At 37.5% G+C, this 13151-nt stretch carries 18 protein-coding genes and 1 tRNA gene; 16 read left to right on the top strand and 3 right to left on the bottom strand.

Going from position 1 to position 13151, the window contains the following annotated elements; all coding sequences use genetic code 11:
- Positions 1-37 precede the first annotated feature (37 nt).
- From EAE89_RS14830 to EAE89_RS14800, 7 genes are all read left to right on the top strand, one after another.
- Positions 38-226, top strand: coding sequence for a hypothetical protein (locus EAE89_RS14830; RefSeq protein WP_040149348.1), 189 nt, complete (start codon positions 38-40; stop codon positions 224-226).
- A gap of 158 nt (positions 227-384) precedes the next feature.
- Positions 385-561, top strand: a complete 177-nt coding sequence (locus EAE89_RS14825; protein ID WP_167338265.1) for a hypothetical protein — start codon at positions 385-387, stop codon at positions 559-561.
- Between the two features lie 234 nt (positions 562-795).
- Positions 796-966 carry a hypothetical protein gene (locus EAE89_RS14820; RefSeq protein WP_011147665.1) on the top strand — a complete coding sequence of 57 codons (171 nt, stop codon included), beginning with the start codon at positions 796-798 and terminating at the stop codon, positions 964-966.
- 4 nt (positions 967-970) lie between these two features.
- Positions 971-1186, top strand: coding sequence for a hypothetical protein (locus tag EAE89_RS14815; protein WP_046975048.1), 216 nt, complete (start codon positions 971-973; stop codon positions 1184-1186).
- Complete coding sequence (locus tag EAE89_RS14810; protein WP_054480590.1) at positions 1138-2322, top strand: site-specific integrase; 1185 nt, start codon at positions 1138-1140, stop codon at positions 2320-2322. Before EAE89_RS14815 ends, EAE89_RS14810 begins: the two co-directional genes overlap by 49 nt.
- Positions 2323-2324: 2 nt before the next feature.
- Positions 2325-2427, top strand: a tRNA-OTHER gene (locus tag EAE89_RS14805).
- Between the two features lie 166 nt (positions 2428-2593).
- Complete coding sequence (locus tag EAE89_RS14800; protein ID WP_149617493.1) at positions 2594-3823, top strand: integrase domain-containing protein; 1230 nt, start codon at positions 2594-2596, stop codon at positions 3821-3823.
- A 520-nt stretch (positions 3824-4343) separates the two neighbouring features.
- Here EAE89_RS14800 and EAE89_RS14795 read toward each other — a convergent pair.
- On the bottom strand, positions 4344-5600 hold the full coding sequence (locus EAE89_RS14795) for a DNA-methyltransferase (RefSeq protein WP_214086141.1): 1257 nt from the start codon (positions 5598-5600) through the stop codon (positions 4344-4346).
- A 129-nt stretch (positions 5601-5729) separates the two neighbouring features.
- Here EAE89_RS14795 and EAE89_RS14790 point away from each other — a divergent pair, with 129 nt between their 5' ends.
- From EAE89_RS14790 to EAE89_RS14750, 9 genes are all read left to right on the top strand, one after another.
- Positions 5730-5972: a helix-turn-helix domain-containing protein gene (locus tag EAE89_RS14790; RefSeq protein ID WP_149617496.1), complete on the top strand. Its 243-nt coding sequence runs from the start codon at positions 5730-5732 to the stop codon at positions 5970-5972.
- Complete coding sequence (locus tag EAE89_RS14785; RefSeq protein ID WP_149617497.1) at positions 5962-6852, top strand: hypothetical protein; 891 nt, start codon at positions 5962-5964, stop codon at positions 6850-6852. The genes EAE89_RS14790 and EAE89_RS14785 overlap by 11 nt, the downstream gene beginning before the upstream one ends.
- Positions 6853-6913: 61 nt before the next feature.
- Positions 6914-7510: a PDDEXK family nuclease gene (locus EAE89_RS14780; RefSeq protein WP_149617498.1), complete on the top strand. Its 597-nt coding sequence runs from the start codon at positions 6914-6916 to the stop codon at positions 7508-7510.
- A 188-nt stretch (positions 7511-7698) separates the two neighbouring features.
- The gene (locus EAE89_RS14775; protein WP_188093407.1) at positions 7699-7845 is read left to right on the top strand and encodes a hypothetical protein; all 147 of its coding nucleotides are present in this window, start codon (positions 7699-7701) and stop codon (positions 7843-7845) included.
- Between the two features lie 891 nt (positions 7846-8736).
- Entirely contained in the window at positions 8737-9153 is a 417-nt protein-coding gene (locus tag EAE89_RS14770) for a hypothetical protein (RefSeq protein WP_149617502.1), read from the top strand.
- Complete coding sequence (locus EAE89_RS14765) at positions 9122-10273, top strand: relaxase/mobilization nuclease domain-containing protein (RefSeq protein WP_214086140.1); 1152 nt, start codon at positions 9122-9124, stop codon at positions 10271-10273. The genes EAE89_RS14770 and EAE89_RS14765 overlap by 32 nt, the downstream gene beginning before the upstream one ends.
- A 537-nt stretch (positions 10274-10810) precedes the next feature.
- Positions 10811-11197: a hypothetical protein gene (locus EAE89_RS14760; protein ID WP_149617499.1), complete on the top strand. Its 387-nt coding sequence runs from the start codon at positions 10811-10813 to the stop codon at positions 11195-11197.
- Between the two features lie 19 nt (positions 11198-11216).
- Positions 11217-11483: a cell wall-binding protein gene (locus tag EAE89_RS14755; RefSeq protein WP_149617500.1), complete on the top strand. Its 267-nt coding sequence runs from the start codon at positions 11217-11219 to the stop codon at positions 11481-11483.
- 102 nt (positions 11484-11585) lie between these two features.
- Positions 11586-12794 carry an IS256 family transposase gene (locus EAE89_RS14750; protein WP_149617640.1) on the top strand — a complete coding sequence of 403 codons (1209 nt, stop codon included), beginning with the start codon at positions 11586-11588 and terminating at the stop codon, positions 12792-12794.
- Between the two features lie 21 nt (positions 12795-12815).
- On the opposite strand, the gene EAE89_RS24410 is transcribed toward EAE89_RS14750, so the two are convergent.
- Entirely contained in the window at positions 12816-12896 is an 81-nt protein-coding gene (locus tag EAE89_RS24410; protein WP_214086169.1) for a tail fiber assembly protein, read from the bottom strand.
- Between the two features lie 22 nt (positions 12897-12918).
- Positions 12919-13151: IS30 family transposase (locus EAE89_RS14740; RefSeq protein ID WP_214086139.1), on the bottom strand; the 233-nt coding region annotated here is incomplete at its 5' end.

Below are 13151 nucleotides of genomic sequence, written 5' to 3'. Positions count from 1 at the left end.
CACAAATACTGGGGCAATAAATAATATGGAGTGATTTATGGCTGCACGATTAGAAATCATTATCTCATTTGATGAAAACCTAAATAAATACCAAGTAGAATGGATAACAGGAGAAAGTCAAGATATTACAGATGAAGAAAAGAAAATCATTGCTCAATTAAAAAATAAATTACTGGCCTCAATGGAAAATGAATTAACTGGAAATAACCAATATTACCTCCATTAGATATTTAGCATTACCTTAAATTAACACAAGTGGGTAATGTCAAAAAATAAATCCGACAAGCATGTAGAATTTACGTTTGTATTTCTCGTCATGTGTCTATTAGATAAAAAACATGCAGCAGAATGCGAAATTGAAGGTAAATTAAAAGAGACAGACCAATGTTAAGACATTCACACAGCAAAAATGAAATTGTTAAATTAACGCTACCTGATGGTCGCAATGGGATCATCATTATCGATAGGAGTTGTAATGTACTCTATGATTTCCCATTTGACGTTAAAATAGTTCCAGTATCCAATTCTCAAGCTATCGAGAAAATGAGGGACCGAAAATGATATACGGTCTGTTTCTACTTGTATGTTCTTCGATAAACTGCCAGTACATTCCTTACGGCCATATTTACCAGGATGAAAAAAATTGCATAGCAGATATGGGGATGCAAGGCCCTGGAATTTTTGAGTGTTTACCCATTGAGGCCATAATTCACACTCAAAACTGATTAAGCTTAATCAGAAATCAGGTAACACAATGAATAGCATGATGGTAAATCCATTGACCGGAGAACCATCATGCAACCCTGGCAACCAGGACAACAGTTATTAACCAACTTCGATATCAAATTGGGAAGATTAGCAGCCAGTGTCAAAAATACATCTTGCAATCAAGGTGATATTACCCGTGTTTGTGCTGCCGTTGATCTGATCATTATATCAATGATGAGGCAAAACCATGTGAGGTAAATAAATGGTAAATATTGAATGTGTTCCCATATCCACTTATTGCTATGCAACAGGGGAAACAGTTGATGCAATTAATAAACGCATTCAGCGCGGTGTTTGGCTTGATGGCGTACATGTACTGAAAGTTGAAGGTGTTAAGGAACGCTGGATTGATTTAAATGAGGTAGCTAAGTGGGCCAGGAAAAACAGTATAGCAAATTGCCCAGAGGCATTACAGTAAGGAAACATCGTTCTGGTGAAACTATAAATATCTCTTTTACATATAAGGGGGTTAAATGCCGAGAACCCCTCTCAAATCTGGAAGTGACGCCCAAAAATATTAAATATGCCGAGCGTAAACTCGGCGAAATATACAATAAAATTGAACGGGATATTTTTATTTATGCTGAATTTTTCCCTAATTCATCACGTCTAAAAATATTCGGAAATGTCAATAAAGGTAGAACAATAAAAGATTATTTAGATGAGTATTTAAAAATCTGTGAAACCCGAAATTTATCACCATCCACAATTAATGGATATAAAAAATGTAAAACTGCTCTATCTGAATTACATAAAATTCCCGTTATAGAGTTAACACCAGCAATATTAAAAACTTGGATTCAAAAACGATCAACTGCTCTGAAAACAATCAGGAACAATCTGTCATTTTTACGAAGCGCCATAGATGAAGCAGTTACTGATTGCCTGATTAGTATGAATCCTGTGAATTTAGTCACAGCATCACGGTATCAAACTGAACGAATAGAAAATGATAGCGAATATATTGTTGACCCCCTATCTCCTAACGAGGTTACTGCATTACTGTCAGCAGCAGGCAATAAACAAAAGCAATGGGAAAATTTATTCCTTTTTGCGATACATACAGGACTTAGAAGCTCCGAGTTATGTGCGCTTCGGTGGCAAGATATCGACTTTATTGGCAAAACCGCACATGTCCAGTCGGCAAAAGTTGTGGGAATAATAAAAGGAACGAAGACAAAAGCCGGTACCAGAAAAGTCGAACTGAACACTGACGCTATGTCGGCCCTATTAAATCAGAAGGCATTCACTTTCATGAAAGGCAACGTGATATTTGAAGATCCTAAAACAGGCGAGGCTTGGGCAGGTGCAGATGCAATTCGTAAAAAAGCCTGGGTGCCTACACTGAGAAAGGCTGGAATTCGGTATCGCAACCCATATCAGACAAGGCACACATTTGCAACAAAACACATTAGCCAGGGAGTTAATCTTTTCTGGCTTGCCGCTCAAATGGGACATAAAGGCCCAGAGATGCTTTTCAGACATTATGGATCATATCTGAAAGACTATGACGGCAGCACATACAAACCCAAACAGGTCAGTGGTGGGACATGAAAGGAGCTGCAAAGGATACGCAGCGAAGATATTTCATAAAAATATTATTTATAACAATAAGATGCAAAACAATTAACGCGGGTTCAACTCCCGCCAGCTCCACCACTTTTTAGTTGTTTGAAGTTCAATGAAGTCTACTAAGCCCGCACAGCACAAGCTCTGCGGGCTTTTTTACGTCTATTGTCGTCCAGTGAGAATTGCTGAGAACTACGAGTTATGGCACCCTGAATGGGACCCACTAAGAAGGGTCCAAAAACCGAGGGTCCCAAAAATGGCAAAAATCGCTAAGAAGCTTACTGACACTGAAATCAAAAGCACCAAGCCTGCCGACAAAGAAATCAACCTGTTTGACGGAGATGGTTTGATACTGCGGATCGCTCCCTTGTCGAAGGGAGGCAAGAAAAATTGGTATTTCAGGTATGCAGTACCAGTGAGCAAGAAAAGAACCAAAATGAGCCTTGGGACATATCCTCACCTTACCCTTGCAAGAGCCAGAGCCTTACGTGATGAATATCTTTCCTTTCTGGCAAATGGTGTTGATCCCCAAGTCCATAACAACGATAAGGCGAAGGCATTAAAGAGTGCTACTGAGCACACCCTCCAAGCCGTAGCGCGGAAATGGTTAGATGAGAAGGTAAAGAACTCAGGTATCTCACAAGACCATGCAGCAGACATCTGGCGCAGCTTAGAGAGAAATGTCTTTCCTGGCTTGGGTAATGTTCCTATCAATGAGATCCGACCCAAACTCTTAAAGCAACATCTTGACCCTATTGAGCAACGAGGAGTCCTAGAAACCTTACGGCGAATCATTTCCCGATTAAATGAAATTTTCCGTTATGCAGCAACTGAGGAACTTATCGAGTTCAATCCGGCTGACAACCTTGGGCAACGGTTCAGTAAGCCTAAAAAACAGAATATGCCAGCATTACCCCCCTCCGAGTTACCCCGCTTCCTAATGGTGTTAAACACTGCCTCCATCCGTTTGGAGACAAGATTGCTGATTGAATGGCAATTGCTAACCTGGGTTCGTCCAGGGGAAGCTGTTCGTGCGAGATGGTCAGATATTGATATGGAAACCTGCATGTGGAACATTCCTGCTGAATTTATGAAAATGAAGAAACCCCATAAAGTTCCACTAAGCAAAGAAGCTTTGCGAGTCCTGGATTCAATGAAAGCCATAAGTGGACATCGTGAATGGGTATTTCCAAGCATAAAGGCTCCCCTTAGCCATATGCATGAACAAACAGCTAATGCAGCAATAATCCGTATGGGCTTTGGGGGAGAGCTTGTGGCTCACGGAATGAGATCTATTGCGCGAACGGCCGCAGAGGAGTCTGGTAAGTTCAGAACAGATGTCTTAGAAGCGGCTCTTGCCCACTCGAAGAAAGATGAAATAATTGCAGCTTACAATCGTGCTGAGTATCTCGCAGAACGAGCCATTCTCATGCAGTGGTGGAGTGATTATATCCAAACTCAAAGATTTAAAGCTATTGCGGCCTAAGTCGCCCCACCAATTATGTCATAATGGAGATAAATAAATATAGAAACAATATTTAAGATTTTCGAAAAATTCAGTTCCAGGCCACTTTATTATATATTTTTTGGCCTATCAGCATGTGAGTTTTTCCAAGACAAATCAGCTTTAAAAAATCCAAACATAGAAAACATATTATATCTTTTATCTGCAATGATAATGGTTGTCTTTTTAACATGGGGATTTGAATGGCTTATATTTAGGTTCAATGTCACACTGGAACCTCATGATCAAGGCGATATAGGCCCTACAATTGGAACGGCAGCATTAGCCGTTTATTTAGTATATGCATTTCATTTTTTAAGTGAGCAACCCGATGCCTTAAATCTCAGGTTACTAACTAACTCAGGATTTATTTATAGCACAACCTTATTGTTATTTTCTCTTGAATCAATGAAACTAAGAAGGCTACGGCAAAGATAGACCTTAGATTTAATAATTAGTAGAGAGCAAGTATACAACTCTCTACTAAAAAATCATTCAAAAATCATTTTTCTTCATTTTGAAGAAGACCTAACTGCTCATTAGTTAGTTTCTTACCGTCATCTTTCATTCTTACACTTTCTACTGTCCATAATCCCCGTTTTTCTCTTTCTCGTTTTATAGTCGAAGGAAACAGAGAATTAAGTTTACCACGGACATCAACTAAATGCTCTTTATCTTCAGAAAGATTGCTAAATCTATCTTTAATTATTTCGCAGTCATCAATTTCAGAGCCAATCCATCTACGATTTTTAATCTCAGCTATAACATAAGTTGTTCCAGAGCCTCCAAATGGATCAAAAATCAGGTCGCCTTCTTTTGTAGCCATTTCGATCACCCTATCTAAAACTTTTATACTTAATTCATTAGCACCATTCCTTTTCTTATATTTTTTATGTCTTACAGGAGGAATGTCATACCAGACATCGGTGAGATTAATTCCAAGGGGATTCATTTTGCTTTTGTATCCACCATAATCTTTCAGATCACCAAAACATTTTGGGCAAGTCTGTACAGCTAATCTGTCAGGTTCAAAGACATTAGCCTTTTCTCCTTTGATAAAATAAAGGAGAGAATAATGGGAAGGATATAACCTCCCCTGGATAGGCATATTATTTTTCATATCGACAGCTATCCAGTGTTTGAAATTAAGCCTACCATGTAAAAAATTAGCTATCTTACTGTTCCATACAGGTAGATTCCATAGGAACAATGAACCACCGGGTTTTAAAATGCGGATACATTCATTTAACCAGTCATGAGTCCACTTAATATATTCCTCTTCCTTTAAATTATCATTCATTTTTGATGGATAAAGTTTATCTAAATTAAATGGAGGATCTGCAAAAATCATGTCCACAGAATCAGCATCAATATTTTTCGAAACATTTAAGCAATCCCCATTATAAAGTTTACCATTTTGGGTTTGCAATACCAGTTCAACATCTTTTTCAGAGGAGCTTTCACCAGTAAAGGTTATATTTGGTGATTGTATTTTTCCATATATAATAGAAGCATTTTCTTGGATAAGTTCCAATGTATGCATATCCAGATGACCCATCATCAATTGGAAATACACAGGTGATATACTAAATTCTTCGCAAAGAATACTCAGATCCTTTCCGCTTGGCATAATATTTCTTTGATTATAATATTTAAGTCTGTCAGTCGGTATTTTTGTACGTTTGCTAATTTCATTATAAGACTTAGCCGAAACATCGACTACTCCTAAAGCTTTAAGAAACTGATCCGAATAACTCATTTAAAATAACCACTCTATTATAGCATTCACTTAGACATAGCATCTCATAGTCGTGAGAATCTGTCACTCCCTAACTAACCATAGCCTGTTACCATCTTACCTAAAATCACTTACAGGGCTGATAGGCAGATGAAAATAAAAAGAAAATCTTTCGCAACTATGATTGGTAGCAGATTGCTTGTAGCAAGAGTACAGAAGGGACTCAGTCAAAACGATATCCAAAATGCTACTGGTATTGATAGAGCAACCTTATCACGGATAGAGAACGGTAAACAACACATAGCCCTCTATCAATTGCTTCAGATCTTATCAGTTCTAGATATGGATATAGCGGAGTTCCTTAAAGATATAGAGGTAGATAATGATAACTAAAATTGAATTAGACGATGGGTTTTTACCAGCCACTATATCAGAAGTAGTAAAGAGAAATGTAATTCACTCTCTAAATGAAATAAAAACCATTAATGATAAATTCATTATCAATGATAGCTCATTCATGAGAAAGCAGAGTAACAATCGGATAACACCTTGTGTAATGAACTCTGCATCATTTATTTCCAGTAAATTTCAACATAACTTAAGCTTATTCCCTAATTGTTTGGGTGAGAATAGTATAAACCAACAGAGAATCGATGGCTTGATCAAAATTGAATATAATGGATTCGCATATAGAATAAAAGATAAAAATAAAATACTTGAAGTAGCCTTCAAATATATAGAGTCCAAAAAACTCCCCAACAATGTAATATATACATTATTCCCTATGTTTTACGGGATGTATGTAGATAGATTATGCTTCAGCATACCAGAACTTAATGACATAGAACATTTATTTGATATTGAGAAGGTAAATTATCACTATAAAATTGGTGTAGAATTTGAGACAGGAAATGTTGCCAGTTCTTTTAGAGCCATTAACAAGTTAAACAATCTCTTCCATGATGGTCATATTGACGGTGGTTGTTTCATTACAAGTATTGATAAGAAAAACTCAGCCACTAGAATTTGGCCCGTATCAAATAGAAATGGTTCATTCCAAGAATTAAAAAATAGAGCCTACATATCTCAAATATCATTACCATTAATTTGCATTGGTTTTGCACCTGATGATTTTTCACAAACAGCTCCCTTTTTAGGGGCAAATGGTGAACTTTATGAGTTAGAGAATACATCTCGAAGAGATCTTGAGACTAATTTTGAAATATTCACTAAAAATGATGGATTAGAATTTCTAAAGGCACCATTCAAGTAAATTCACGACTTACAACCAAATAAGACCTATTGAAAATTTAGCACTGAACAAGGGCTTATTAATGAGAATAAAAAGAGAAACAGTCTTAATTGCGAATGATAATTTTACAAATTCATCGGCCATTATACATCTAAAAAATGATATAGATAATGCTATTGAAAAAGCTGTATGGCCTCAAGGTAATGATCGTTTCTCAATTAACCCTACATACAAAGGAAATGGAGTAAAACCTATAAAACAAGAATGTATGGCTCACTTGTATAGCAAGGGTTGGTTTTTAGAAAAAAGACTAAAGATTTCCTCTGAAAGTAATGCGGGTCCAATTGATGCTGTATATCCCATTACAGATCATCTTTATTTTGCTGTGGAATGGGAGACTGGAAACATATCTTCATCACACAGAGCATTAAATAAAATTTGTTTAGGAATATTAAATGGTTCACTACTCGGTGGAACATTAATTTTACCTTCTCGTGAAATGTATCCTTTTCTGACTGATCGGATAGGAAATTATCAAGAACTATCACCTTATTTTAATGTTTGGAGAAATTTTAATATAGCCAATGGCTACTTATCAGTCATAGAAGTAGAACATGACGAGGTAGATGTCAATGCTCCTTTAATACCTAAGGGCACAGATGGACGAGCAAAATTTTAGGAAAGATTATAAGCAAGGGCTAACTCATCGAAGCTCCGCTTCTCTGAGTAGCCTTGCTTTTCCTCCATTCTGTCTGAAAAGAACCCCAAATCGTAGACATAAAAATCCTCTTAATTCTTTTTTCCTTTTCAAAAAAAGGCTAGAATGTTTTCAGCCGTTCTTTTCTTATCAAAATGAAGGTAATTTTAATGAGCGAAAAAAATCAAGGTTCACAAAATGATGACAGTAAAAAAACAGGAGATGTAAATATTAAAGGTATCATTGATGAAATAGAGATACAATGTGATGTCGATATTCCCTGTAAAAAAAAACACAAAACAAACCCCTCTAAATAATAAAGAACCAAGAGATAAGCTAACAACAAAAATATTTTTATTATACTTTATCTTACCCATTTTGATTATAGTAATCTCCTTAACTATAGACATCTCCATTGATAAATACTTTCATCTTACATTATTTACACTTCCACTCGCTATTGGATTTTTATTATATCAAATGTTAAGATTTAGCCCTACTTCTAATATCGATTATTGGAAAAAATTGATTGATACATCTGCATTATTGTTTTCTACCTTAAGCGTTAGTATTTTCATATTTAAAACAATGAATGTCGAAAATCCTTACCTTAACTACATAGTAAGTTTAAACAATGAAAGCTCAGAAATGATAGAGCACATTGCTTTTTATTTCATTATGATGTTAGTCTACTCCATCGTTAGTATATTCGCGGTATCCGTAACAATCAAAACTCTTTTTACATATGATGAACTAAAAGCAATGAAAAAATAATAAATAAAAAGATAAAAGTAGGCGGAGGTGAAATTCGTCTACTTTTTAAATAGTGGGTATAATAAAAATGCATAAACAAACCATATTGCAATGATACCACCACATATCTTAGAAAATATCACCCCCGTATTTCCATTGCAAATGAAATAGATTGCAGACATGACACACACCGTAAAAATCACTAATAAACCCAAAACAATTAGTATTACCTTTGGATAGTTTCTCTTTTCCATTTTAACTCCCTCGAAAACCAAACACTTTTATAATCTATCATTTACCATCTGAAATAATCATTGTCAAATAAACTACTTTTATTTTGCGCCTGTATTGACACTCCAAAAAAAATATGAATATTAATTACATTTAGCATAAGGATTATGCAGAATCATATTCTGAGATACATAAAAGGAATTTACATGGAAAAAGAACTTTCAATGCCAAGCATTGGCAAAAGCATTACATCTAAAACAAAGAACTTATTAAGCTTGGCAAACCTTGTTCCTGATTCACTGAGAACCCACTGTGTCAGGCTAAATAATGCTGAACTACAACTTCTCAATACGAAACGAGGCTCGGTAAGCAAAGGTGAATGGCTTCGCATGGCCTCTCTACAAAAATTTCCTCCTGTTATACCAGCCATTAATATCGAAGCATGGAAAGCTTTATCTGACATATCGCAAAAGCTAAATCGAATTGCGATCCATATCGATGGTAAGAGCAAAGATAGCCAGCTTACTAATACAGAGCTTTTCGCTGTGAAGCGACAACTCGAAGAGCTTCGTAAGAAGCTTCTAAGTGACGGTATATGGAGCCTCCCGAATGAAGGGTATGCGGAAGATCAAGAGAGGTAAGAGCTTCGCTGGTGTTGTTCGTTATGCATTGAAACCGGGAACACATCATAAAAACGATCCAGTCGTAATTGGCGGGAACATGTTAAGTGGCTCTGTTCTTGAACTAATTTCCGAATTTGATGGCACAAAACAGCTTCGGTCCGATGTCAAGAAACCGGTGTGGCACAACTCTCTTCGATTACCTACGGGTGAATCATTGTCGAATGACCAGTGGGTAAACATAGCCGACTGTTATATGGAGAGGATGGGATTCAGTGATACTCATCTTCGTTGCTATGTGCTTCATAACGACGAAGGCCAGCACATACACATCATCGCAAGTAGAATCGACCTCAATGCTGGCAAGCTATACCTTGGCAGGAACGAGAACCTCATAAGCACACGGGTCATTAGTGAGTTAGAAATTCTTCATGACCTGACAGTGACCAAGACAGCCCCATCACTATCCAATGCACCACCGAAGCGAAAGAGAGTGTCCCGTAATGAGAAAATGCTATCGGAACGAACCGGGGTGCTTTCACCAAGAGAAGCTCTGCAGCAGATACTTGATAAAAGTTTGTCTGATAAGCCTGACCTTCTAACTTTCACAAAACGACTAGAAGAAGCGGAAGTCGGCTGGACAGCGAATGTCGCCTCTACCGGGAAAATGAACGGGTTCTCATTCTCCTACCACGATATAGCTTTCAAAGCTTCGCAATTGGGTAAGAGCTACTCCTGGGCAAATCTCAGTAATCGGCTTAACTACAACCAAGCTCATATAGAAGCTCTGCAAACCGACATACCGGCAAAAGCCCCCCCTGCTGCTCCTGCTCCTGCTCCTGCTCCTGCAAAAAATATTGCAGCAACGGATATACCAAGGGAAAGCATAAGTGAAAAAATTGCCGAAATCGAACTACGGCTCAGAGAAAACAAACGAAACGAAATCGTAGAAAAGATTCTTCAGAAAAATGCAGTACAACAGCAAAAGCATCTCAGGCTCAGTAGCTGGTTTCCCTTTTTACAACGGCTCATAGAGCTTCTCCGAAGCTATGGTAAGAGCATTCTTCATAAACCCCCAACAAGCTTTTCAGAAATCTATTCAACAGATCATTTAAAATCTGCAAGAAAAATTCGTTTATAGACAAGAAATTACAAATACCTTTGTAACCGCACTCTATTCCTTAGTAATAAATTTGTGTTTAGTCAAGAAAATATTAATCGTTATTACAGATCGATAATCTTTTTATGATAGGCAATATCTATCAAGTGACAATCATCGATCGGTACAAGCAATTTTACTAAAGCCAGCGAGTCATTGAGAATCGCTACAAATACAGCAGATAATCTTCCAGATTGGGATAGCTATGAAAAACGAAACAATAAAGTGCCCATTTTGTTTTAAAGAGAGCCAGTTCGGAGTTCGTGTCTGCACTGGCTGTCACGCAACAGTAAATTATGGCGAAGTCTCACCCTGGTTTGCTTTAGCATTGGGAGTTTTACTAACAGTTATTGCTTTCTTCATATTTTCGATTAGTCACAGTTTTTTAGTAACTGTCGTTATTTTTTTGCATTGGCAATTTCTATAAGACTTTACTTATGTAAGAAATTTGCACACAGAGCCGTTTTCACACATAAACATTAATCACCTGCTCTAATAAAAAACAAACAGGATTAAATAATGAATAAATTAATGGCTGCTACATTTATCACAACAACACTCTTTATAACCGGCTGCTCAACATCAGGGAACCAAAAAATCAAAAATGAAACTGCTCAAAGTCTACAATCAAAAATAATTAAAAATAAGACGACTAAAGCAGAAATTGTCTCAAAGCTGGGAGAACCTGACACAAAGACCACTTTGGACGATGGTAACGAACAATGGAGATACTTTATGTATAACAATCAGTTTAATGCAACGACTTTCATTCCAGTTGTAAGGCTGTTCACTGGCGGTTCACAGACTCAGTCTAAAACTCTTGAAATCGACTTCAAAGGCGAAACCGTAAGCAAATGGACTTTCGTCACTGACAACAACAATACCAAAACTGGTGTTCCTAATTAATTATCCTTGGATAAACAAAATGAAAATATACTCAATTCTTACCGTTATCCTTACTACATTTCTTCTAACCGCATGTAACAGCGAACCGTCACAAGATGACATTTTTAAAGCATTGAGCAAATGGATGGGAAGCCATCTTACCTCAGTGAAAAAAGTAGATTGCACAAAAGAATCTGTTAAAAGTTATAAGTGCAATGTAATAACCGTGATTGATGGTGATTTAAAACAAGCATCAACAGTTAAATTATTAAACGCAGATGATGGCTGGCAGTTTGTAGGTAATTGAAAAATTGATTAGTGAAATGAAGCTCCCTAACGGGGACTGTAATTTAAATTGTGTATTTGCCTGCTTTTGATATGTTAAATCTAACAACAAAGTAGGCATATTATGGACGAGAAAAAACTTAAAGCCCTCGCGGCTGAATTTGCAAAAGGCATTAAAACTGAAGCTGATCTCAATCAGTTCACGAGAATGCTGACGAAATTGACCGTTGAAACCGCACTGAATGCTGAACTCACCGAGCATCTTGGGCATGAGAAAAATACCTCTAAATCCGGCTCCAATACCCGCAATGGCTATTCATCTAAAATGCTACTGACCGATGAGGGGGAATTTGAGCTGAGTACGCCACGGGAGCGGGAAGGGACCTTTGAACCTCAGCTCATCAAGAAAAATCAAACACGCATCACTCAGATGGATAGCCAGATTTTATCCCTCTATGCAAAAGGCATGACAACGCGAGAAATCGTCGCAACCTTCAAAGAGATGTACGATGCTGATGTCTCCCCGACGTTAATCTCAAAAGTCACCGATGCCGTTAAAGAGCAAGTTCAAGCGTGGCAAAATCGGCCCTTAGAATCACTCTATCCTATTGTTTACCTTGACTGTATTGTTGTCAAAGTGCGTCATGATGGCCATGTAATCAATAAGTCTGTTTTTCTCGCGCTGGCGATTAATACGGAAGGGCATAAAGAACTTCTCGGCATGTGGATAGCCGAAAACGAAGGGGCTAAATTTTGGTTAGCCGTTTTAACTGAGCTGAAAAATCGTGGCGTCCAAGACATTCTGATAGCGTGTGTTGATGGTTTGAAAGGATTTCCAGACGCGATAAATAGCGTGTATCCACAAACACAGATTCAGCTATGCATTACCCACATGGTACGTAACAGCCTAAAATACGTCTCCTGGAAAGATTACAAAGCGGTGACTGCTGGACTTAAAACAGTCTATCGCGCAGCAACCGAAGCTTCTGCTTTGATGGCCCTTGAGAAATTTGCTCAAACATGGGATGACAAATATCCCCAAATCAGTAAAAGCTGGCATGCCCATTGGGAAAATCTGAATACTTTCTTTGCTTACCCTGAGGATATTCGCAAAGCCATTTACACCACGAATGCCATTGAATCGTTGAACAGTGTGATTCGCCATGCCATTAAGAAACGTAAAATCTTTCCCACGGAGGACGCCGTTCGAAAAGTCGTTTATTTAGCCATCGAATCTGCTTCTAGAAAGTGGAGTATGCCAATCCACAATTGGAAACAGGCAATGAGTCGTTTTATTATTGAGTTCGGTGATCGTTTAAACGACCACCTTTAATTAAAGGGCAAATACACAGAATTATTTACAGGGTCGTTTTTCGGGCCAGTTAATATCTGACGCTGAATTAACATCAATGCGGTTCAATAATACTCGGTAGATTCACATAATAAGTGCAACATCGTTAATCTGGAAGTAAACATGTTCGTATTCCTTTAAATAATTCATTCGGTGTTTTCCCACCCCGTGTTTTTCGAGGGCGATTATTTAATCGGTTTACCACAAAATTTATTTCCTGATCAGAGATTTCATTAAAATTGGTTCCCTTTGGAAAGTATTGTCTGATTAACCCATTGATATTCTCATTGCTCCCTCTTTCCCAAGGCGAATAAGGGTGAGCAAAGTAAATTTGGGTTT

Source organism: Photorhabdus heterorhabditis (assembly GCF_018448905.1).
Classification (GTDB): Bacteria; Pseudomonadota; Gammaproteobacteria; order Enterobacterales; family Enterobacteriaceae; genus Photorhabdus; species Photorhabdus heterorhabditis.
The sequence above is the reverse complement of the archived record's forward strand: the minus strand, read 5'-3'. Positions and strand labels throughout refer to the sequence as shown.

What these genes read in the sequence shown, in the direction of transcription:
- EAE89_RS14780 (WP_149617498.1), top strand. Translation starts at nt 6,914, where the DNA reads ATGAGAATAAAAAGAGAAACAGTCTTAATTGCGAATGATAATTTTACA.
- EAE89_RS14800 (WP_149617493.1), top strand. Translation starts at nt 2,594, where the DNA reads ATGGCAAAAATCGCTAAGAAGCTTACTGACACTGAAATCAAAAGCACC.
- EAE89_RS14830 (WP_040149348.1), top strand. Translation starts at nt 38, where the DNA reads ATGGCTGCACGATTAGAAATCATTATCTCATTTGATGAAAACCTAAAT.
- EAE89_RS14790 (WP_149617496.1), top strand. Translation starts at nt 5,730, where the DNA reads ATGAAAATAAAAAGAAAATCTTTCGCAACTATGATTGGTAGCAGATTG.
- EAE89_RS14815 (WP_046975048.1), top strand. Translation starts at nt 971, where the DNA reads ATGGTAAATATTGAATGTGTTCCCATATCCACTTATTGCTATGCAACA.
- EAE89_RS14775 (WP_188093407.1), top strand. Translation starts at nt 7,699, where the DNA reads ATGAGCGAAAAAAATCAAGGTTCACAAAATGATGACAGTAAAAAAACA.
- EAE89_RS14820 (WP_011147665.1), top strand. Translation starts at nt 796, where the DNA reads ATGCAACCCTGGCAACCAGGACAACAGTTATTAACCAACTTCGATATC.
- EAE89_RS14785 (WP_149617497.1), top strand. Translation starts at nt 5,962, where the DNA reads ATGATAACTAAAATTGAATTAGACGATGGGTTTTTACCAGCCACTATA.
- EAE89_RS14795 (WP_214086141.1), bottom strand. Translation starts at nt 5,600, where the DNA reads ATGAGTTATTCGGATCAGTTTCTTAAAGCTTTAGGAGTAGTCGATGTT.
- EAE89_RS14760 (WP_149617499.1), top strand. Translation starts at nt 10,811, where the DNA reads ATGAATAAATTAATGGCTGCTACATTTATCACAACAACACTCTTTATA.
- EAE89_RS14765 (WP_214086140.1), top strand. Translation starts at nt 9,122, where the DNA reads ATGAAGGGTATGCGGAAGATCAAGAGAGGTAAGAGCTTCGCTGGTGTT.
- EAE89_RS14825 (WP_167338265.1), top strand. Translation starts at nt 385, where the DNA reads ATGTTAAGACATTCACACAGCAAAAATGAAATTGTTAAATTAACGCTA.
- EAE89_RS14755 (WP_149617500.1), top strand. Translation starts at nt 11,217, where the DNA reads ATGAAAATATACTCAATTCTTACCGTTATCCTTACTACATTTCTTCTA.
- EAE89_RS14750 (WP_149617640.1), top strand. Translation starts at nt 11,586, where the DNA reads ATGGACGAGAAAAAACTTAAAGCCCTCGCGGCTGAATTTGCAAAAGGC.
- EAE89_RS14770 (WP_149617502.1), top strand. Translation starts at nt 8,737, where the DNA reads ATGCCAAGCATTGGCAAAAGCATTACATCTAAAACAAAGAACTTATTA.